Source organism: Nonomuraea sp. NPDC050394 (genome assembly GCF_044459065.1).
GTDB lineage: Bacteria > Actinomycetota > Actinomycetes > Streptosporangiales > Streptosporangiaceae > Nonomuraea.
In genome coordinates this window covers 1,465,905-1,486,251 of record NZ_JBITIO010000001.1, presented here as the reverse complement: position 1 = coordinate 1,486,251, position 20,347 = coordinate 1,465,905, and the positions used below count along the sequence as shown (strand labels likewise).

Here is a 20,347-nt window from a genome sequence, read left to right as displayed (position 1 = left end):
CCGACCGGCGTACCCAGGAAGGACCGCCGCACCGAGGCGCGGTCACGCCGGAACGCCCACGGCCCTTTCCGCGGCTATGATCGCGTTGCGGAACAGCATCGCCACCGTCGTCGGCCCCACGCCGCCCACCCGAGGCGTGATCGCCCCTGCCACCGCCTCAACCGACTCGTCCACGTCGGGCAGCAACCGCCGCCCCTCGTACCGGACACCCCCGCCGACGACGACGGCCCCGGGCTTCACGTGCTCAGGCTGGATGATTCCCGGCACCCCGGCGGCGGCGATGAGGATGTCGGCCCGCTGCGTGTAGCGGGCCCAGTCGGGTACGCCGGTGTGGACGACGGTCACCGCCGCATTGGCCGTGGGCCGCTTCTGGCTGAGCAGCGTGGCCAGCGGCCGGCCGAGGGTGGCGCCACGGCCGAGGATCACGACCTCCCGCCCCGCCACCGGAATCTCGTAGAAGGCGAGCAACGCCTCGATCCCGGCGGGCGTGCAGGGCAGCGGCCCTGGCATGCCGAGGGACAGCCGGCCCATGTTGAGGGGGTGCATGCCGTCCACGTCCTTGTCGGGGTCCATGGACTGCAGCGCCGCGTCGTAGTCGAGGTGGCCGGGCACCGGGTACTGCACCAGCAGCCCGTGCACCGCCGGGTCGTCGTTGTAGGCGGCGATGGCGGCGTGGAGGTCGGCCTGGGTGGCGTCGGACGGCAGGTGGGTGTGCGGTGAGTCGAAGCCGAGCTCGGCCGCCTGCCGCTGCTTGATCCTGATATATCCGGCACTGGCGTCGTCGTCACCGACCAGGATCGTGGCCAGCGAGGGCGTGACACCCTTGGCAGTCAGTACGGCGGCGCGCGCGGCGACGTCCTCCAGGACACTCTGCGCGACCGGACCGCCGGGAAGCATGCGGGTCATGGCTCTCCTCGCAACGTGGTCGCCCAGGCGGTCGGCTTCCACGACGAGCTCCCCGATGGTCGATTCCATCCTCTGTGCCGCCAGTCGCGCTCCTCCTAGGATGCCAGAAGGCTCAGGACAGGAAGCCGCGCAGGAGTGCGGCGGTGCCCTCCAGATGCTCTGACACGGCACGCCGCGCCGCCTCCGGATCTCCGGACAGGATCGCCGCCACAATGGCCTCGTGCTGGGTGGCCGCGTGATCGATGTTGACCTGGAGCATCGGGATGGCGTTGAGCAGGTCGCTGACCCGCAGCCGGGCGTCGGCGCAGGTGGCGGCCAGCAGCGGGGAGCCGGTCAGCTCGGCGATCGCCAGGTGGAAGGCGGTGTCGAGGCGGCGGTACTCACCGGGCCCGGCGGCGTTGAGATCGTCCAGGCGGGCACGCAGGATCCGGCGGCGGTCCTCGTCGAGCGAGGTCGTGGCCAGTACCTGCGCGGCGCCGCACTCCACGGCCATGCGGAAGGTGAGGGCGTCGGAGAGGTCGTCGTTGCCCATGTCGGTGACGACCTTGCGCAGGGCTCCGGTGCCGGGCTGGGGTGGGACATAGGTGACGAAGGCTCCGCCGTAACGGCCGCGCCGTACATCGAGAAAGCCGGAGTCCTGCAGGGCGCGGATGGCCTCGCGCAGCGTCACCCGGCTGATGCCGAGCTGGACGGCGAGCTCGCGTTCCGGCGGGAGCTTCTCGCCGGGCGCGACGACGCCCAGCTTGATGGCCTGGAGCAACCGCTCCACGGTCTCCTCGAACGCGTTGCCCGCGCGCACGGGGCGCAGCACCGTCAACGGGTTCACGCTTCGCTCCCCCCACCGCCACAGGGCCTTGACAATCGATCCCGCCATGGACCTCAATGGTCTAACACTAGCCCAATCAACGGGAAACCGCCGTGGCCAGATCGGAGCATCCTCACGTGAGCACCGGATTGTTGTCCGTTTCCGACCTGCGGGACGAAGTTGCTGCTGGGCGCATAGACACCGTATTGCTCGCCGTCGCCGACATGCAGGGCAGATTGCAGGGAAAGCGCCTCTCGGCGCGGTTCTTCCTGGAGGAGGTGCTGCGGCACGGCTCCGAGGGCTGCAACTACCTGCTCGCGGTGGACGTGGACATGAACACCGTCGAGGGCTACGCGATGTCGTCGTGGGAACGCGGGTATGGCGACTTCGTCATGAAACCGGATCTCTCGACACTCAGACGGATCCCCTGGCAGGAGGGCACCGCCCTGCTCATGGCCGATCTGACCTGGGAGGACGACACCGATGTGACCGCCTCTCCCCGCCAGATCCTGCGCAGGCAGCTCGCCCGCCTGGACGAGCGCGGCCTGCGCGCGTTCGTCGGCACCGAGCTGGAGTTCTGTGTCTACGAGGACACCTATGAGCAGGCGTGGAAGCGCGGATACCGCGACATGTCGCCCGCGAACCTCTACAACGTCGACTACTCCCTGCTCGGCACCGCCCGCATCGAGCCGCTCCTGCGCCGGATCCGGCGCGAGATGGAGGGCGCGGGGCTGTATGTGGAGTCGGCCAAGGGCGAGTGCAACCTCGGCCAGCACGAGATCGCCTTCCGCTTCGACGAGGCGCTGAAGACGTGCGACAACCACTCGATCTACAAGACCGGCTCCAAGGAGATCGCCGCCCAGGAGGGCCGCTCGATCACCTTCATGGCCAAGCCGAACCAGCGTGAGGGCAACTCCTGCCACATCCACATCAGCCTGCGCGGCACCGCCGACGAACCGGTGATGGCCGGAGACGGACCCCACGGCATGTCCGAGCTCGGCGCCCGCTTCATCGCAGGCCAGCTCGCCTTCATGCGCGAGCTCACGCTCTTCTACGCGCCGAACATCAACTCCTACAAACGGTATGTGCCCGGCAGTTTCGCCCCGACCGCCGTCAAGTGGGGCGTGGACAACCGCACGTGCTCGTTGCGCCTGGTCGGCCACGGCCACTCGCTGCGGGTGGAGAACCGGGTCCCCGGCGGCGACGTCAACCCCTACCTGGCCGTCTCCGCGCTGATCGCGGCCGGCCTGCACGGCATCGACCACGAGCTCGAACTTGAGGACGCCTTCACCGGCAACGCCTACACCTCCGGCGCCGAGACCGTGCCGCACACGCTGCGCGACGCGCTCGCCCTGTTCGAGGGCTCGAAGCTGGCCAGGGAGTCCTTCGGCGAGGACGTCGTGGCCCACTACGCCAACAACGCGCGCGTCGAGCTGGCCGCCTTCGACGCGGCGGTCACCGACTGGGAAATGTTCCGCGGCTTCGAACGTCTGTAAGGGACCAGCATGAAGATCATCAATCCGGCCACCGAAGCCGTGGTGGCCGAGGTCGACCTCGCCGACGCGGCCGAGGCCGACCGGGCTGTGGAGCGTGCCAAGCGGGCGTACGCGAGCTGGCGCGAGGTGGCGCCGGGCGACCGGGCCAGGCTGTTGCGCCGGTTCGCCGACCTGGTGGACCGCCACGGCGAGGAACTGGCCCAGCTGGAGGTCGCCAACGCCGGCCACACGATCGGCAACGCCCGCTGGGAGGCCGGCAACGTCCGCGACGTGCTGCACTTCTACTCCGGTGCCCCGGAACGCAACCACGGCCTGCAGATCCCCGTGCCCGGCGGCGTGGACGTCACCTTCCACGAACCGCTGGGCGTCGTGGGCGTGATCGTGCCGTGGAACTTCCCCATGGTCGTCATGACCTGGGGCGTCGCGCCCGCGCTCGCTGCCGGGAACACCGTGATCGTGAAGCCGGCCGAGTGGACGCCGATGACCGCGCTGCGGCTGGCCGAGCTGGCCCTGGAGGCGGGCCTGCCGGAGGGCGTGCTGCAGGTGCTGCCCGGGGCCGGAGAGGTCGCCGGCGCACGGCTGGTCGAGCACCCGGACGTGGCCAAAATCGTTTTTACCGGCTCGACCGAGGTGGGCAAGGAGATCGCCGCCAAGGCGGCGGGCCAGGTGAAGCGGCTGACGCTGGAGCTGGGCGGCAAGTCCGCGAACATCGTCTTCCAGGACTCCGACCTCGAAAAAGCGGCGAAAACCGCGCCCTATGCCGTCTTCGACAACTCCGGGCAGGACTGCTGCGCCCGATCGCGCATCCTGGTCGAGCACACCGTGTACGAGGAGTTCCTGGAGACGCTGGGCGCCGCCGTCCTGGATGTGAAGGTCGGCGATCCCCTCGACGAGAACACCGAGATGGGCCCGCTGATCAGCGCCGAGCACCTGGAGCGGGTACGCGGGTTCGTCGCCGGGCCGCACCTTCAAGGCGCCTGCCCGGACGGGCCCGGCTACTGGTTCCCGCCCACCGTGCTCACCTCGCGGGTCACCGACCGCGCGTTCACCGAGGAGATCTTCGGGCCCGTGGTGTCGGTGGTGTCCTTCCGGGACGAGGCGGACGCCGTACGCATCGCCAATGACACCCCCTACGGCCTGAGCGGGTCCATCTGGACCCGCGACGTCGGCCGCGCGCTGCGGGTGGCGCGCGCGGTCGAGGCGGGCAACCTGTCGGTCAACTCGCACTCGTCGGTGCGCTACTGGACCCCGTTCGGCGGCTTCAAGCAGTCGGGCCTGGGCCGCGAACTCGGCCCCGACGCCCTCAGCGCCTTCACCGAGACCAAAAACGTTTTCATCTCCTGGGAGTCATAGACATGCAGCGTTTGCAGGACCGCGTCGCCGTCATCACCGGTGCGGGCAGCGGGATCGGGCTGGCCACGGCACGCAGGTTCGCCGAGGAGGGCGCCCGGGTGGTCTGCGTCGACATCGACGAGGAGGCCGGCAAGAAGGCCGCGGAGGAGGTCGGCGGGATCTTCGTCAAGGCCGACGTGACCAGCGACGAGGACGTCGCCCACATGTACCGGACCGCCTTCGACACCTATGGCAGCGTGGACATCGCCTTCAACAACGCCGGCATCTCCCCGCCGGACGACGACTCCATCCTGGAGACCGGCATCGACGCCTGGCGGCGCGTGCAGGAGGTCAACCTCACCAGCGTGTACCTCTGCTGCAAACACGTCATCCCCTACATGCGGCGGCAGGGCAAGGGCTCCATCGTCAACACCGCCTCGTTCGTGGCCGTGATGGGCTCGGCGACCTCGCAGATCTCCTACACCGCTTCCAAGGGCGGCGTGCTGGCGATGTCGCGCGAACTCGGGGTGCAGTTCGCCCGCGAGGGCATCCGCGTCAACGCCCTGTGCCCCGGGCCGGTCAACACCCCGCTGCTGCAGGAACTGTTCGCGAAGGACCCCGAGCGCGCCCAGCGCCGCCTGGTCCACATCCCGGTCGGCCGCTTCGCCGAGGCCACCGAGATCGCCGCCGCGGTCGCCTTCCTGGCCAGCGACGACGCCAGCTTCATCACGGGCTCGGAGTTCCTCGTCGACGGCGGCATCTCCGGCGCGTACGTCACCCCGTTCTGATCCCTTTGCCGCCCCTGATGTCTCCCAAGCCCTTCGCTCGGCTACGGGCCCCTGATGCCTTACGTGCCGTTGATCGGTTTCGGGCCGTTGCTCCGTTACGGACTGTTGCTCTGTTACGGACTGTTGCTCCGTTACGGACCGTTGCTCCGCTACGGACTGTTGCTCCGCTACGGGCCTTTGCTCCGTTACGGCAAGCCGCCGCCCCCGCCACCCGCCGCACAGGGCGGGCGGCACTCCAGGGCCACGGCAGGCGGCCGCGCGGGGCGGGCCCCCGCGACGACCCGCTCCCACGGCCAGCCAGCCACACGCCTCGCCCGACCCCCCCATTCCCCGGGTGAGGTGTCCGCTCGCGTGTTGCGTTGACCGGCTTGCCGGGTGGGCAGGCGGATGGATGAGGATGGAGGTATGAGCATGCGGCCCGTCATCGGGATCACCTGTTACGTGGAGCCCGCGCGGTTCACCGTGTGGGAGATGGACACGGCGCTGCTGCCGTACATGTACGTGGAGCAGGTGGCGGCGGCCGGCGGTCAGCCTGTCATCCTGCCTCCGGCCGGCGACCCCGCCGAACTCGTCACCCGCCTGGACGGCCTCATCGTGGCCGGAGGCGGCGACATCGACCCCGCCCGGTACGACGAGCCGGCCCACGACCGTGTCGGCTACATCCGGAAATTTCGTGATGAGGCCGAGTTCGCCCTGATGTCCGCGGCTCTGGAGGCCGGGCTGCCCTTCCTGGGCATCTGCCGGGGCCTCCAGGTTCTCAACGTCAGCCTCGGCGGTTCCCTCCACCAGCACCTGCCCGACGTGACCGGCCACGAGGGCCACTCCCCCGCGCCGGGCACGTTCGGGCACCTGCCCGTCCACACCGAACCCGGCACCCGCCTGGCCAAGATCCTCGGCCAGGACCCGCTCGACGTCCCCCACTACCACCACCAGGCCGTCAACCGCCTGGGCACCGGCCTGACCGTCAGCGCCCGCGCGGAGGACGACACCATCGAGGCGATAGAACTCGACGCCCACCCCTTCGCCGTGGCCGTCCAATGGCACCCGGAAGCCGGCAACGACCCCGCCCTCTTCCACGCCCTGACCACCGCCGCCACCCACCCCACCCCCTGACCCACCACCCACCAACCGACGCCGGCCCCCCGAGCACACCCACCCACGACCCGGCCCCCACACACCCGGTGGCCAGCGGGCCAGGTGGTGCCATGAGGAGGCCGTACCGGAGGTGGGACCGTGGCCGAGGTCGGGCCGTAGCGGGGAGGAGCGCCACCGGAGACCGGGCCGAGGCCATGAGGAGCGCCACCGGAAACCAGGCCGTAGCGGTGAGGGGCTCGGGCCGTGGCGGTGAGAGGTGGCGCCGGAGGCCAGGCCGTGGCCGTGAGGGGTGGCCACGGCCCCGCCTCCGGCCACCCCGGCGCGTGCAGACGGCGTCTTCACCCGCTCCTGTCCGGTCCGCAGGGGGTGGCTGTCAAGTCGGTGGTCACGATCCACCGCAAAAGCCGCGATCGACCCCAATCTGATAGACCACGAGGTAGAACCCCCCACGACGCGGTCATGTCGCCCCAGTGAACACCAGGTCAGCAGCGAATTCTGAATTGGGTCTTACTGGAAAGCTTCTTTACTTTTACTCTCGGAGTGTGGAGCTCGAGGTCCGGCATCTCAGAGTCGTATGTGCGATCGCGGACACCGGGAGCATCTCCAAGGCGGCGACGTCGCTCGGGATGTCCCAGCCCGCGCTCGCAGCGCAGCTGCGCCGCATCGAGCGGCAGTTCGGCGGCCCGCTGTTCGAGCGGGGCCGCGAAGGGACGACGCCCACTCCCTTAGGCCGCTGGTTGCTGTTGAGGTCGCGTTCCGTCTTACCCGCCTTCGACGACCTGGCGCGTGACGCCCGCCGCCACGCGCGGGACGAGCGCGACACCATCCGCGTCGGCTGCGCCCTCACCCGGCTGGCCATCTACGCGGCCAAGGCGTTACGCCGCCTGTTACCAGAGGCCGAGATCAGCCTTCGTACCGAAGAGACGACCGAGGTGTTGCCCGGACTGCTGGAGTCGGAACGCATCGAGCTGGCCACCCTGGACGACTATCCCGGCCACGAACTGCAACCGCCCCAGGGCGCCGTCTACGCCGAGATCGCGATCGAGCCGGTGTTCGTGGGGTTGACGGCCAGTCACCCTCTGGCGGCACACGACGAGATCGATCTGGCGGATCTCGCCAAGGAGCAATGGGCGCAGCACGCGCTGCTGGAGTCGGGGCCGCGCGAGCATTTCTGGACCGCCTGCGCCGATCACGGGTTCTCGCCGATGGTCGGTTTCAAGGTGGACCTCAGCGTCGCGCTCGACCTGATCGCCGAGGGCCGCTGCGTCGGATTGTTCCAGGCCACGAGCCCGGCGCGGGACGGCATCGTGATCCGGCCGCTGGTCGGGTCGCCGATGAAGATGCGTCACCTGATCGGCTGGACCGAGCACGGAGCGCTGGCTCCGCACGCCAAGGACCTCGTCCAGGCGGTCACCAAGACCTATTGGTCGGAGGCCATGCGCAACCCCACATACAACGCGTGGCTGCGGCGACATGGCGCCCATAGTGTGACGTTATGACAAATTGTGGGGTTACGGTCCGTGAGCCCCCGATGTCAGCTTGGGGTTGACTCCAGCCAGATTCACACCCCCCAAGGAGCCACGAGAGTGAACCCCAAGCTCAAACTGTCGGCCGCCGCGTTAGTCGCGCTGGCGCTGGCCCTGGTACCCCAGGCGGCGCAGGCCGGACAAGATCCCCCAACTCCAAGTGAGGCCAAGAGCGCCGTCACCTCGGCGCAGGGCGCACTTGCTGCTTATGCTCCCTCCCTGCGTACCGCGCAGGACGACGCATACCACCTCCAGGCCAACACCCCCGGCGCGAACGGCCTGCAGTTCCTGACCTATTCGCGCACCCACAAGGGCCTGCCCGTCTACGGCGGCGAGGTCGTCGTCACGACGGACGCCTCCGGTCAGTCGGTCAGCGACATCACCACCGGCCAGCAAGCCGTCATCAACGTCGGCACCACGGCCAAGGTGAGCGCGGCCACCGCCGCCGCCACGTCGCAGGCACGGATCAAGAAGGTGGACAGCGTCAGCGCGCCGTCGCTGGTCATCCACGCCGCGAGCAAGACTCCGCGGCTGGCGTACGCGACCACCGTCACCGGCCCGTCCAACAACCGGACCGTCTACGTCGACGCGCTGACCGGCGCGGTCATCGACGAGGTCGAGCTGTTCAAGGCAGCCGAGGGCCGGTCCCACTACGTCGGGACCGTCACCATCGACACCCAGGCCACCTCGATGGTCGACCCCAACCGCCGCGGCATCCAGTGCGGCGGCCAGAACGGCTCCGCCTTCACCGGCTCCAGCCCCTGGGGCAACGGCGGCGCCACCGACCTGCCGACCGCCTGCGTCGACGTCCTCTACGGAGTCCAGAAGGAATGGGACATGCTCCGGGAGTGGGTCGGCCGCAACGGCATCAACGGCTCCGGCGGCGGCTTCCCGGCGCGTGTCGGCCTGGCCCAGGCCAACGCCTTCTGGAACGGCTCGTACACCAACTACGGCCACAACGGCGCCAGCGGCGCCGCCCGCAAGAACCTGGTCTCGATGGACGTCGTCGGCCACGAGTACGGCCACGCCATCTTCCAGACCACGCCCGGCGGCGCGGGTTCCGGCAACGAGGCCGGCGGCCTGAACGAGTCCACCGGTGACATCTTCGGCGCCGTGACCGAGCACTACGCCAACAACCCGAACGACCCGCCGGACTACCTGGTCGGTGAGGAGCCCGCGCTCGGCGGCGGCCCGATCCGCAACATGTACAACCCGTCGGCTCTCGGCCACCCGAACTGCTACACCCCGGGGTCCTTCCCCGAGGTGCACGCCGGAGCCGGCCCGCAGAACCACTGGTTCTACCTGATGTCCGAGGGCACCAACCCGCAGGGCAAGCCCGCCAGCACCCGCTGCGACAACGGCCCGGCGATCGTCGGCATCGGCATCCGCAAGGCCGCCCAGGTCTTCATGACCACGCTGAACAAGAAGACGTCCCCGTGGACGCACACCAAGGTCCGGGTGGCCGCGCTGCAGGCCGCCAAGGAGCTGTGGCCCGGTAGCTGCGCCGAGTTCAACGTGGTGAAGGCCGCCTTCGACGGCATCCGCCTGGGCGCCCAGTCCGGCGAGCCGACGTGCACCGCCCCGACCGACGACTTCTCGCTCGCTCTCGACCCGGCCGCCGGCCAGGCCGACCCGGGCGACAGCGTGACCACCACGGTCAGGACCACGGTGACCAGCGGCAACGCCCAGCAGATCACGCTGCGCGCCGGCACGCTGCCCAGTGGTGTGACGGCCCAGTTCAACCCGGCCACGATCACCGCCGGCCAGACCTCGACGCTGACCCTGTCGACCTCGGCGGGCAGCCCCGTGGGCGGCCACGCCGTACAGGTGACCGCGGACGGCACCGCCGTCGACAAGAACGCAACCTACAACCTCACGATCGGGCAGGTCCAGGACGACTTCTCGTTCGCGGTCAGCCCGGCGTCCGGCTCGACTCAGCCGGGCGGCTCCGCCCAGACCACCATCAACACGACGGTGACCAGCGGCTCCGCTCAGCAGGTCGCGCTGTCGGCCACCGGCCAGCCCTCGGGCGTGACGGTGACCTTCAGCCCGGCCACCGTCACCGCCGGCCAGAGCTCTCAGGTGACCGTCGCCACGACCTCCAGTGTCGCGGCGGGGTCGTACCCGATCACGCTCACCGGCACCGGCACCAGTGGCAGCAAGACGGCCACCTACACGCTGACCGTGGGTAGCACCGGCACCGAATGGGCGCCGTACACCTCCTACACGATCAACCAGGTCGTCACCTACCAGGGCGCCAGCTACCGCTGCCGGCAGAGCCACACCAGCCTGCCCGGCTGGGAGCCGCCGAACGTGCTCGCACTCTGGCAGCCGCTGTGAAGAAACTCCTAGTGTCAGGGCTGGCCACCATCGTGGTGGCCGCCCTGGCCCCCCTCGCCGGCGCCACGAGCGCTCAGGCTGTCGCGCCGCCCAACATCCCGGTCGCGAACGTGACAGCCCACCTCAGCCAGCTCCAGTCGATCGCCACGGCCAACGGCGGTAACCGGGCCTCAGGACGGCCCGGGTACAACGCCTCGGTCAACTACATCAAGGGCAAGCTGGACGCGGCCGGATACACCACCCGGATCCAGACCTTCAGCGGTGGCAGCAACCTCATCGCCGACTGGCCGGGCGGCCCGACCAACCAGACCATCATGCTCGGTGCCCACCTGGACAGCGTCGCCGCCGGTCCGGGGATCAACGACAACGGCTCGGGCTCCTCGGCCCTGCTGGAGATCGCTCTGACCCTGGCCAGCCAGCGGCCGACGGTGACCAAGCACGTCCGGTTCGGCTGGTGGGGTGCCGAGGAGCAGGGATTGATCGGCTCCCGGTACTACGTGCAGAACGGGGGTGCGGCGGGCGTCGAGGCGTACCTCAACTTCGACATGACCGGCTCGCCCAACCCCGGCTACTTCGTCTATGACGACGACGTGGCCCTGCAGCGGCTGTTCAACGACTACTACACCTCGATCGGCGTGCAGACCGAGCCGGAGCGCATCGGCGACGGACGCAGCGACCACGCCTCGTTCAAGAACGCCGGCGTACGCGTCGGCGGCGTCTTCACCGGGGCGAGCGAACGCAAGACGGCCGCCCAGGCCGCCAAGTGGGGCGGTCAGGCCAACCAGTCGTTCGACCGCTGCTACCACTCGGCCTGCGACACCTATCCGTCCAACATCAACACGACCGCGCTCGACCGTAACGCCGACGCGGCCGCACACGCGCTGTGGAACCTGGCCGTCGGCCAGTCACAGCAGAACGACTACTCCATGGCGGTGAGCCCGGCCTCGGCAACCCTCCAGCCCGGCCAGTCGGCGACGACGACGCTCACCACGACGGTCACCTCCGGCCAGACGCAGTTGGTCAGCCTCTCCGCCGGCGGCGTCCCGGCCGGGGTGACCGTCTCCTTCAACCCGCAGACGATCTCGGCGGGACAGTCCTCGACGGTCACGGTCGCGGCGTCAGCGGCGGCGGCGAACGGTAGCTACCAGATCGCCCTCAACGGTGACGGCGCCGACAGCGACCGTTCGACCGCCTTCAACCTGACGATCGGGCAGGTCCAGAACGACTACTCGTTCTCGGTCAGCCCGGCGTCCGCCTCTGTCCAGCCCGGCGGCAGCGCGAGCGCCACCGTCAACACCCAGGTCACCTCCGGCCAGGCCCAGCAGATCGCGCTGACGGCCTCCGGAGCTCCCCAGGGCGTGACGGTGAGCTTCAGCCCGGCCACCATCTCGGCCGGCCAGACCTCCGCGGTGTCGATCGCGACGACCTCCTCGGTCGCCACCGGCACCTATCCGATCACGCTCAACGGCGACGGCACCAGCACGGACCGCTCGGCCACGTTCACCCTGACCGTGGGCAGCACCGGCAACGAATGGGCGCCGTACACCTCCTACACGGCCGGCACGACCGTGAGCTACCAGGGCACCAACTACCGGTGCCTGCAGAGCCACACGAGCCTGCCCGGCTGGGAGCCGCCCGGCACACCCGCGCTCTGGCAGCGCCTCTAGAGGAGCATGTACGGCCGGCGTCCCGCCAGGCGCCGGTCGTACAGACGTGGCCGGGAACCGCTGGGGTGTGCCAGGTTCCCGGCCACACCCCGTGGCCGGCCGTTCATCCGGGGGGACGGCCGGCCGCGCTATGCGTTGAATCACACGCCCCGCAAAGTCCCGAAATATCCCGTTAAACACGGGGCAAGCAACACGCAGGGCCCCTGAACCTCTCGGCAAACACTGATCACTTCAGGCGCCAAGCCCTCCACATGCTCGGCCTGATCCGGACATATCGCCCATAGGCTCGCCACCGTTGTCCGGATCCGATCCCCCTCAGGAGGGAGCCCGAGCTTTTGTCCAGCGACCTGGTGATCATCGCCGCGCTCGTCGCCGTCTCGATCGTGCTGGCCCGCTTTCTCAGCACCCGGTGGAGGCTGCCGCCCCTGCCGTTCCTGGTCCTGCTCGGCATGCTCGTGGGAGTCATGCCCTGGGTGCCGGTCGTCTCGATGGACCCGTACGTCGTGCTGACCGTGCTCATCCCGCCCCTGCTCTACCACCACGCCACCACGCGCAGCGCGCCCCGCGAGTCGCGCGCCGCCTGGCGGCCGATCATGTTCCTCGGCGTCGGGCTCACCCTCGCCACCGCCGGCGCCGTCACCCTCGTGGCCCATCTGCTGCTCCCGGGCCTGCCGTGGGGCGCCGCGCTGACCGTCGGCGCCGCCTTCGCGCCCACCCAGGCACTCGTCCTCGACCGGCTCGGCGCGCCGGAACGCGTGCTGACCGTGCTGCGCGGCGAGAGCCTGATCAACGAGGGCGTCGCGGTCGTGCTGCTCGCCATCGGCCTTGAGCAGCTCAAACGCCCCGAAACCGTCTCCGTGGCCGCGCTGCAACTGGCCGGGGCGATCACCGGCGGCGCGCTCGCGGGTCTCGCGCTGGGCTGGGTCGTCGTGCAGTTGCGCCGCCGCCTGGCCGACTCGGGGACGCTGATCGTGCTCTCGCTGGCCACGCCGTTCGTCGCCGAGATCAGCGCGAGCAAGCTCGGACTGTCCGGCCCGCTCGCCGTCACCGCCGCCGGCTTCTACGTCGGGGCGCGCGGCCGCCTCTTCCACACCCCCGCGCGGGCCACCGAGCGGATCACCTGGCAGGTGCTGACGTTCCTGCTCGGCGGGACACTCGCGGTCCTGCTCGGGCTCCAGCTGCGCGATCTGGGCGGCTCACACTCCGGGCTGCCGATCACGACGGTCCTGCTGGTCACCGCGGCACTGCTGGGCGCGACCTTGCTGGTACGGCTGGCGTTCGCGCTGGCCGTCGACCGGCGCGGCGTCCGGGCCCTCACGCTGGGCGGCACCCGCGGGGCCTCGACGCTGGCCATCGCGCTGGCCATGCCCGCGCTGCCCGCCCAGGACGCGTTGATCTTCGCGGCCGCCTCGGTGGTGCTGGTCAGCGGGTTCGCCCTGCTCACGTGCCGCGCCGCCGTACCGGACAGTGGGGGTGTGGCGGCGCCCGAGGAGGAGGCGCGGGCGCGGCAGGCGGCGGCCGCGGCGGCGATGCACAGGCTCGACCAGATCTCCCACCGTCTCGACACCGGCACGCTGTGGGCGCAGCGGCAGTTGCTCGCGGTCGAGGCGAACGCCGGCACCCCGCACGAACTGCGCGACGAGCTCGCCAGGGCGCAGCGCGAGACGCTCGGCCAGATGTACTCCGAAGGCCGCATCGGCGCCACAACCCTGCACAAGCTCACGGAAGAGATCGATTGGCGCGATCCACACGCGACAACACCCCCGTGACGGCACTAGGCTGGTTGGAGACACCGGTGAACCCGTGCGGGAGAGCGTTCTGACAATCCGGTCAGAGCCCCTGAAGGAGCAAGCCCTCCCCGCGAACCTCTCAAGGCAAAGGACCGCTCGGGCGAGGTGCCTCTGGAAAGCAGGCCTCCGGGCCTCGCCGAAGGTGAAAGTCCGGCAAAACCCGGGCGAAGCTCTCAGGCATCGATGACAGAGGGGGAGGATGCTGGCATCCGACCCTGCCCTGAGGTGCGAAGACCAATGTCCCGACCGACACCGCTGCGAGACGTTCACGAGAGTCTCGGCGCGACGCTGACCGACTTCGCCGGCTGGCTGATGCCGCTGCGCTACGGCAGCGAGTCCGCCGAGCACAACGCCGTGCGCACCGCCGCCGGACTGTTCGACCTCTCGCACATGGGCGAGATCTTCCTGACCGGTCCCCAGGCGGGCGAGGCACTCGACTACGCGCTCGTCGGCCACATCTCGGCGCTGGCGCCCGGACGGGCCCGCTACACCATGATCGTCGGGGAGGACGGCGGCGTCCTGGACGACCTGATCGTCTACCGGCTCGCCGACGAACGTTTCATGGTCGTGGCCAACGCCTCCAACTACCTCCTCGTGGCCCGCAAGCTGACCGCGCGCGCCGCCGGGTTCGACGCCGTCGTGGACGACCAGTCCGAGCAGTGGGCGCTCATCGCCGTGCAGGGTCCGCGCGCCCAGGAGATCCTCTCCTCGCTCACCGACGCCGACCTGCCGGGACTCAAGTACTACGCCGGGCTGCCCGGCGTCGTCGCCGGGGCCCAGGCGCTCATCGCCCGCACCGGCTACACCGGCGAGGACGGCTTCGAGCTGTTCGTCGCCAACGAGGACGCGGTGCCGTTGTGGCAGGAACTGGTCAAGGCGGGCGAGCCGTACGGGCTGATTCCGGCGGGACTGTCCTCGCGCGACACGCTGCGCCTCGAAGCCGGCATGCCGCTCTACGGCAACGAGCTGTCCACCGCGCTCACCCCGTTCGACGCGGGCCTGGGCCGAGTGGTGAAATTCGACAAGCCCGGCGACTTCGTCGGCAGGGCGGCGCTGGAGGCGGTCAAGGACGACCCGCCACGGCGGCGCCTGGTCGGACTGGTCGCGCACGGGCGCCGGGTCCCCCGCCACGGGTACCCGGTGACCAAGGACGGCGCCGTGGTCGGCGAGGTCACCAGCGGGGCCCCTTCCCAGACCCTGGGTAAGCCCATCGCGATGGCCTACGTGGACACTGGTGTCACCGAAGGCGTGGCCGTGGACATCCGGGGCAGCCAGGAGGGCATGGACCTCGTCGCATTGCCCTTCTACAAGCGCAGCGCCCGTCCGTGACGGGTGAGGATCGAAACTACAAGCGCAGTAACCAGCAGGAGGACGTAAGTGAGCAGCATCCCTGACGAGCTGAGCTACACCAAGGAGCACGAATGGGTGGCCGGTCTCGACGACGGCCGGACCCTGACCGTCGGCATCACGGCCTTCGCGGCCGAGGCCCTGGGTGACGTCGTCTTCGTGCAGCTTCCCGAGGCGGGCTCGAACGTCGAGGCCGGCGACTCCATCGGCGAGGTCGAGTCGACCAAGTCGGTGAGCGAGATCTACGCTCCGGTCGGCGGCGAGGTCACCGAGGTGAACCAGGCCGTCGTGGACGACCCGTCGCTGGTCAACAGCGACCCTTACGGCGACGGCTGGATGTTCCGGGTGCGCCTCGAAGGCGACCCGGAGGACCTCCTCTCGGCTGAGGAGTACGGAGCACTCACCTCCGGCGACTCCTGACCAACCGCCGGGGCCCGGCATGGGCCCCGGCACCGCCCTCCCCCCTGTTGCGGAAGGACGCATCAATGGCGATCAGCGTCTTCGACCTTTTCAAGATCGGCATCGGCCCGTCGAGCTCCCACACCGGCGGCCCGATGGCAGCCGCGCACAAGTTCGCCCGCGGCCTGCACGAAGACGGCCTCGTCGAGCGGACCGCGCGGGTCGAGGCCATCCTCTACGGTTCCCTGGGCCTGACCGGCAAGGGCCACGGCAGTGACAAGGCCGTACTCCTCGGCCTGTCCGGCGAGAAGCCCGAACTCGTCGACGTCGACACCGTCGACGAACGCCTCGCCGCCATGCGCGAAGCCGGAACCGTCCGCCTGTACGGCGAGCGCGAGATCCCGTTCGTCGTCGGCGAGGACCTGGTCTTCGAACGCAAGATCAGCCTGCCCGAGCACCCGAACGGCATGCGCTTCACCGCCTTCGCCGCCGGCGGGGAGAAGCTCCGCGAGAAGGTGTACTTCTCCGTGGGCGGCGGCTTCGTCGTCGACGAGAACGCCACCGGCGCCGACCGCATCAAGCCCGACGACACCGTCGTTCCGTACCCGTTCACCTCCGCCGAAGAGCTCCTCAAGCACTGCCACAACACCGGCCTGTCCATCTCCGGCCTCATGCTGGAGAACGAGAAGGCCTTCGGCCGTACCGAGCAGGAGATCCGCGACGGCATCCTGAACCTGTGGCGCGTCATGGCCGAGTGTGTGCACCGCGGGATCAGCAAGGAAGGCATGCTGCCCGGTGGCCTCAAGGTCCGCCGCCGCGCCCACCAGCTTCACCGCCAGTTGTGCAGCGAGTCCCCCGAGAAGGACCCGCTCCAGACGATGGACTGGGTCTCGTTGTTCGCCCTTGCCGTCAACGAGGAGAACGCCGCCGGGGGGCGCATCGTGACCGCCCCGACGAACGGCGCGGCAGGCATCATCCCGGCAGTCCTGACGTACTACACGCGTTTCATCCCTCAGGCCAACGACGAGGGCGTGGTCCGCTTCATGCTGACGGCGGCCGCGATCGGCGTCCTGTTCAAGGAGAACGCGTCGATCTCGGGCGCCGAGGTGGGCTGCCAGGGCGAGGTGGGCTCAGCCTGCTCCATGGCCGCGGCCGGCCTGACCGAGGTCCTCGGCGGCACCCCGGAACAGGTGGAGAACGCGGCGGAGATCGGCATCGAGCACAACCTGGGTCTGACGTGCGACCCGATCGGCGGCCTGGTCCAGATCCCGTGCATCGAACGGAACGCGGTGGCCAGCATCAAGGCCATCACCGCCGCCCGCATCGCCCTGCGCGGCGACGGCCGGCACTTCGTCAGCCTGGACAAGGCCATCAAGACGATGCGTGACACGGGCAGGGACATGCTCGACAAGTACAAGGAGACATCCCGCGGCGGCCTGGCCGTCAACGTCATCGAATGCTGACAGGCAAGGGTCTTCACGAGGGGCGCTTCGCGCCAAGGAGTTCAGGCTGCTCTTTGTGGGGCCGCGGCCCTGAGGGCAAGGTCCTCACAAGAGGGCTGGAGCTCGGGCTGTGACAGCGGGCTCTGCCCCGCACCCCGGGCGAGGGAGAACCCTCGCGCTCCGGTGTCCCGTGGTCACGCCGGGGGTAAGCAGGCCGCCTCGCAGCAGGGACGTAGGCGGCCTTGTTCATAGAACGTGCTTTCACTCGGGGATGTCGGACAGGACAGGTAGCGTGAGCGCATGACGGCGAATCACCATGACGAGGTCATCACCATTCCTCGTGACGATACGAGGCCCTTAAAGCCGAGGTCCGCCGGCTGCGCCGGGAGGTAGGTCGCCAGCAGGTCATGCGAGCCATCATGGACAACTCACCCACCCCAGGCCACGTGCGAACGTTCACTCGCGACGAACTGGCCGCCGAGTGGGGCATTGGTGGCTGACCGGCGTATCGCCTTTCCTGAGCGTGCGTGGGAGTAGATCGAGGCTCTGCCTGAGGGGCTGCGCAGACCCGTCCAGCTTGCCATCTTCACTCTCCCGGACGAGCCACGACCCACGCTCGCCGAGCCTATGGCCGGTGTGCCAAACGCTTATGAGCTGAACCTCATCAGCGATGACGTCACTATCTGGTACACGATCACCGTTCATGAAGGCGTAGAGGTGATCGCCATACAAGTGGTCCGGCCGAACCTCTGACCGCCTCTTAACAGAGCGGACCGGATGAACGACAAGGCCCATCAAGACGATGCGCCACACCGGCCGGGACCTGCTGGACAAGTACAAGGAGACATCCCGCGGCGGCCTGGCCGTCAACGTCATCGCCGTGTTGAGGGCAAGACCTTCACGGGGAGCGCTTCGCGCCAAGGAGTTCAGGCAGTTCCTTGTGGGGGCGCTGCCCCCACACCCCAGTTAAGGGCAAGGTCCTCACGTAGGGGGCGGGCTGTGACAGTGGGGCTGCGCCCCACACCCCGGGCGAGGGAGAACCCTCGCGCTCTCCGTGTGGCCGAGGTCCTGCGGTGGGGTTGATCCGATTCCCGATGTGGGGTGGACCTCGCTCACACTGGCATTAGTGGTACCATTTTTGGTACCACTCGAGAAGGGGAAGCTAGTGTCCATCACTGCAAGCGAAGCTCGCCGTCGCCTATTCCCACTCATCGAAGAGGTCAACAACGACCGCACCGCCGTCGAAATCGTCTCCAAGGGCGGCAATGCCTACCTGGTCTCCGCAGAAGAGTATGAAGCCCTTCAGGAAACCGCCCATCTGCTCCGTTCCCCGGCAAATGCCCGCCGCTTGATCAAATCATACCAAGAGGCTCTCGAAGGGCGGTATGAGCAGCACGACCTGCTGGACGACGAGGCCGCACGATGAAGGTGGCATTCACCAGCCAGGGGTGGGATGACTACGTCCACTGGCAGACGGCGGATCGACAGATCCTCAAGCGGATCAACCGACTCATCGAAGACACCGTACGTGAGCCATATGAAGGCATTGGCAAGCCAGAACCACTCAAGTATGCGCTGGCGGGCGCTTGGTCGAGGCGTATCACCGACGAACATCGGCTCGTGTATCTCGTCGAGAACGACGAGATCATAATCTTGCAGGCCCGCTACCACTACGAGTGAACCTCAAGGCCGCAGTGTTGAACGTGTGCGCGGACAAGCCCATCAAGACGATGCGCGACACGGGCAGGGACCTGCTGGACAAGTACAAGGAGACATCCCGCGGCGGCCTGGCCGTCAACGTCACCGAATGCTGACAGGCAAGGGTCTTCACGAGGGGCGTCTCGCACCAAGAAGTTCAGGCTGCTCTTTGTGGGGCCGCGGCCCTGAGGGCAAGGTCCTCACAAGAGGGCTGGAGCTCGGGCTGTGACAGCGGGGCTCCGCCCCACACCCCTTGGCGAGGGAGCACCCTCGCGCTCCCCACATGGTCGGCGTCCTGTGACTACGCCCGGGTTGACGCCGGCGAAGGCCGGCGTCCTCGAAACCGGAGGCGTGCGTCTTTATTTACTCGGGTCGCGTCAGGCGGAACGAGTGGCGTCAGGGCATGACGGCGCAGCACCGATCGACAGCTTGCTGCATTTCGGACAGCGTGGATGGACAAGATCATCAAGACGATGCTCGACACCGGCCAGGACATGCTCAACAACTGGCGGCCTGGCCGTCAACGTCATCGAGTGCTCATGGTCTTTACCGGGGACCTTCGCGCCGAAGAGGTTCAGGCTGTGGGCGAGGGAGGCGTGGTACATCGTGGCACGCTGACGTACGATGAGGCCATGAAGCCCACGACGCCACCCACCGAGGTCAGCGTGCGCCAGTTCGTCAACGACTCCGGCAGCGTGACGCGTGGCTTGCGGGAAGGCAAGCGGTACATTCTGACGATCAACGGGGAACCGCTCGCCGAGGTGAAGCCGATTCGGCGTCGCCGATTCGTGCCCACGGCCGAGGCTCAGGCCACCTTCGCCGCCGCTCCGGCCATCGACTGGGCCGACGTGCGCGCCGAGTGGGACGACGTGATCGACGATTCACTGCGCGACCCGTTCGAAGGGACCGAGCTATGAGTCGTCGCGACCGCGGCATCCTCGATACCAACATCGTCGCTGCCTTCAAACTTTTCGATCCCGCTGAACTTCCGGTCGAGGCCGCCATCACCGCGGTCACGCTCGGCGAACTGTCGCGGGGGCCATATGCCGCCGACGACCCGATCAAGCGGGCACGGCGCATCGCGGTCCTTCAGCACGTGGAAGCGACATTCGGCGACCCCCTGCCGTACGACGCCGAGTCGGCCCGCATGTTCGGCCAGGCCTGCGCCCTCGTCTATGCCATGGGCCGCCAACCGCGAGGACGAGCGTCCGACCTGATGATCGCGGCCATCGCCGCCGCCAACGAACTTCCCCTGTATACCGCCAACCCGAAGGACTTCGACGGCCTTGACCAGCTCGTTCAGGTGGTGTCAGTGACCCGCCCGGATGACGCGACCGGCTAGCTCCCGACCGGTGAGCTGCTGCCTGCCGGCACCGGTCCGTGCGCTATCCGTCTCCGTCGTCAAGGGGTTCAGGCGGACCGTCGCGTGTCTGGTGTCAGCGCTGGCGGCGCATGGTCCAGAACAGCCAGTTGCTTTGGGCGGCGCAGGTGGCGACGTCCCAGCCCTGGCCGCCGAGTTCGGAAAGTACCGCGACCACCTCGTCGTAGCTGCCGGAGAACACGCGTTCGTCGCCTCCCGGCAGGTTGACCCGGATGGCGTTCGTGTCCCATAGCCACTCGACAACACCGAACTCGTACGTGAACATCGTCGCCCCACATCTGCCGGTCGCCACAGGAACCCAGGAAGATAGCACCATCTTGATCGTCATGTCGGAT

The 20,347-nt window shown here is 68.8% G+C and carries 18 protein-coding genes and 2 riboswitches; of the genes, 15 read left to right on the top strand and 3 right to left on the bottom strand.

What is annotated here, in order from left to right; all coding sequences use genetic code 11:
* Positions 1 to 42: 42 nt before the first annotated feature.
* Entirely contained in the window at positions 43 to 906 is an 864-nt protein-coding gene (locus ACIBKY_RS07270; protein WP_397095121.1) for a bifunctional 5,10-methylenetetrahydrofolate dehydrogenase/5,10-methenyltetrahydrofolate cyclohydrolase, read from the bottom strand.
* Between the two features lie 14 nt (positions 907 to 920).
* Positions 921 to 1,004, bottom strand: a riboswitch (ZMP/ZTP riboswitch).
* A 14-nt stretch (positions 1,005 to 1,018) separates the two neighbouring features.
* Positions 1,019 to 1,723, bottom strand: a complete 705-nt coding sequence (locus ACIBKY_RS07265; RefSeq protein ID WP_397095468.1) for a FadR/GntR family transcriptional regulator — start codon at positions 1,721 to 1,723, stop codon at positions 1,019 to 1,021.
* 125 nt (positions 1,724 to 1,848) lie between these two features.
* Here ACIBKY_RS07265 and ACIBKY_RS07260 point away from each other — a divergent pair, with 125 nt between their 5' ends.
* The 15 genes from ACIBKY_RS07260 (at position 1,849) to ACIBKY_RS07190 (ending at position 19,973) form a co-directional block, all read left to right on the top strand.
* Entirely contained in the window at positions 1,849 to 3,207 is a 1,359-nt protein-coding gene (locus tag ACIBKY_RS07260; protein ID WP_397095120.1) for a glutamine synthetase family protein, read from the top strand.
* Between the two features lie 9 nt (positions 3,208 to 3,216).
* Positions 3,217 to 4,560: an aldehyde dehydrogenase family protein gene (locus tag ACIBKY_RS07255; protein WP_397095118.1), complete on the top strand. Its 1,344-nt coding sequence runs from the start codon at positions 3,217 to 3,219 to the stop codon at positions 4,558 to 4,560.
* Between the two features lie 2 nt (positions 4,561 to 4,562).
* The gene (locus tag ACIBKY_RS07250) at positions 4,563 to 5,327 is read left to right on the top strand and encodes a 3-oxoacyl-ACP reductase (RefSeq protein ID WP_397095116.1); all 765 of its coding nucleotides are present in this window, start codon (positions 4,563 to 4,565) and stop codon (positions 5,325 to 5,327) included.
* Between the two features lie 405 nt (positions 5,328 to 5,732).
* Positions 5,733 to 6,440, top strand: a complete 708-nt coding sequence (locus ACIBKY_RS07245; protein WP_397095114.1) for a gamma-glutamyl-gamma-aminobutyrate hydrolase family protein — start codon at positions 5,733 to 5,735, stop codon at positions 6,438 to 6,440.
* Positions 6,441 to 6,964: 524 nt separating this feature from the next.
* Entirely contained in the window at positions 6,965 to 7,921 is a 957-nt protein-coding gene (locus tag ACIBKY_RS07240) for a LysR family transcriptional regulator (protein WP_379609224.1), read from the top strand.
* 87 nt (positions 7,922 to 8,008) lie between these two features.
* Positions 8,009 to 10,288, top strand: a complete 2,280-nt coding sequence (locus tag ACIBKY_RS07235) for a M4 family metallopeptidase (RefSeq protein WP_397095113.1) — start codon at positions 8,009 to 8,011, stop codon at positions 10,286 to 10,288.
* Entirely contained in the window at positions 10,285 to 11,955 is a 1,671-nt protein-coding gene (locus tag ACIBKY_RS07230) for a M28 family peptidase (RefSeq protein WP_397095112.1), read from the top strand. Before ACIBKY_RS07235 ends, ACIBKY_RS07230 begins: the two co-directional genes overlap by 4 nt.
* Before the next feature lie 335 nt (positions 11,956 to 12,290).
* Positions 12,291 to 13,724, top strand: a complete 1,434-nt coding sequence (locus ACIBKY_RS07225) for a cation:proton antiporter (RefSeq protein ID WP_397095111.1) — start codon at positions 12,291 to 12,293, stop codon at positions 13,722 to 13,724.
* Positions 13,725 to 13,751: 27 nt separating this feature from the next.
* Positions 13,752 to 13,850: riboswitch (glycine riboswitch) on the top strand.
* 132 nt (positions 13,851 to 13,982) lie between these two features.
* Entirely contained in the window at positions 13,983 to 15,074 is a 1,092-nt protein-coding gene (gene gcvT, locus ACIBKY_RS07220) for a glycine cleavage system aminomethyltransferase GcvT (protein WP_397095110.1), read from the top strand.
* A gap of 48 nt (positions 15,075 to 15,122) precedes the next feature.
* Complete coding sequence (gene gcvH / locus ACIBKY_RS07215; RefSeq protein ID WP_397095109.1) at positions 15,123 to 15,512, top strand: glycine cleavage system protein GcvH; 390 nt, start codon at positions 15,123 to 15,125, stop codon at positions 15,510 to 15,512.
* Positions 15,513 to 15,577: 65 nt separating this feature from the next.
* Positions 15,578 to 16,954: an L-serine ammonia-lyase gene (locus ACIBKY_RS07210; RefSeq protein WP_397095107.1), complete on the top strand. Its 1,377-nt coding sequence runs from the start codon at positions 15,578 to 15,580 to the stop codon at positions 16,952 to 16,954.
* A 1,144-nt stretch (positions 16,955 to 18,098) separates the two neighbouring features.
* Entirely contained in the window at positions 18,099 to 18,359 is a 261-nt protein-coding gene (locus ACIBKY_RS07205) for a type II toxin-antitoxin system Phd/YefM family antitoxin (protein WP_397095105.1), read from the top strand.
* Positions 18,356 to 18,613, top strand: coding sequence for a Txe/YoeB family addiction module toxin (locus tag ACIBKY_RS07200; protein WP_397095103.1), 258 nt, complete (start codon positions 18,356 to 18,358; stop codon positions 18,611 to 18,613). Before ACIBKY_RS07205 ends, ACIBKY_RS07200 begins: the two co-directional genes overlap by 4 nt.
* A gap of 470 nt (positions 18,614 to 19,083) precedes the next feature.
* Entirely contained in the window at positions 19,084 to 19,548 is a 465-nt protein-coding gene (locus ACIBKY_RS07195; RefSeq protein ID WP_397095102.1) for a hypothetical protein, read from the top strand.
* Positions 19,545 to 19,973, top strand: coding sequence for a type II toxin-antitoxin system VapC family toxin (locus tag ACIBKY_RS07190; RefSeq protein ID WP_397095100.1), 429 nt, complete (start codon positions 19,545 to 19,547; stop codon positions 19,971 to 19,973). The genes ACIBKY_RS07195 and ACIBKY_RS07190 overlap by 4 nt, the downstream gene beginning before the upstream one ends.
* 94 nt (positions 19,974 to 20,067) lie before the next feature.
* Here ACIBKY_RS07190 and ACIBKY_RS07185 read toward each other — a convergent pair whose 3' ends face one another.
* The gene (locus ACIBKY_RS07185) at positions 20,068 to 20,340 is read right to left on the bottom strand and encodes a hypothetical protein (protein ID WP_397095099.1); all 273 of its coding nucleotides are present in this window, start codon (positions 20,338 to 20,340) and stop codon (positions 20,068 to 20,070) included.
* Positions 20,341 to 20,347 lie beyond the last annotated feature (7 nt).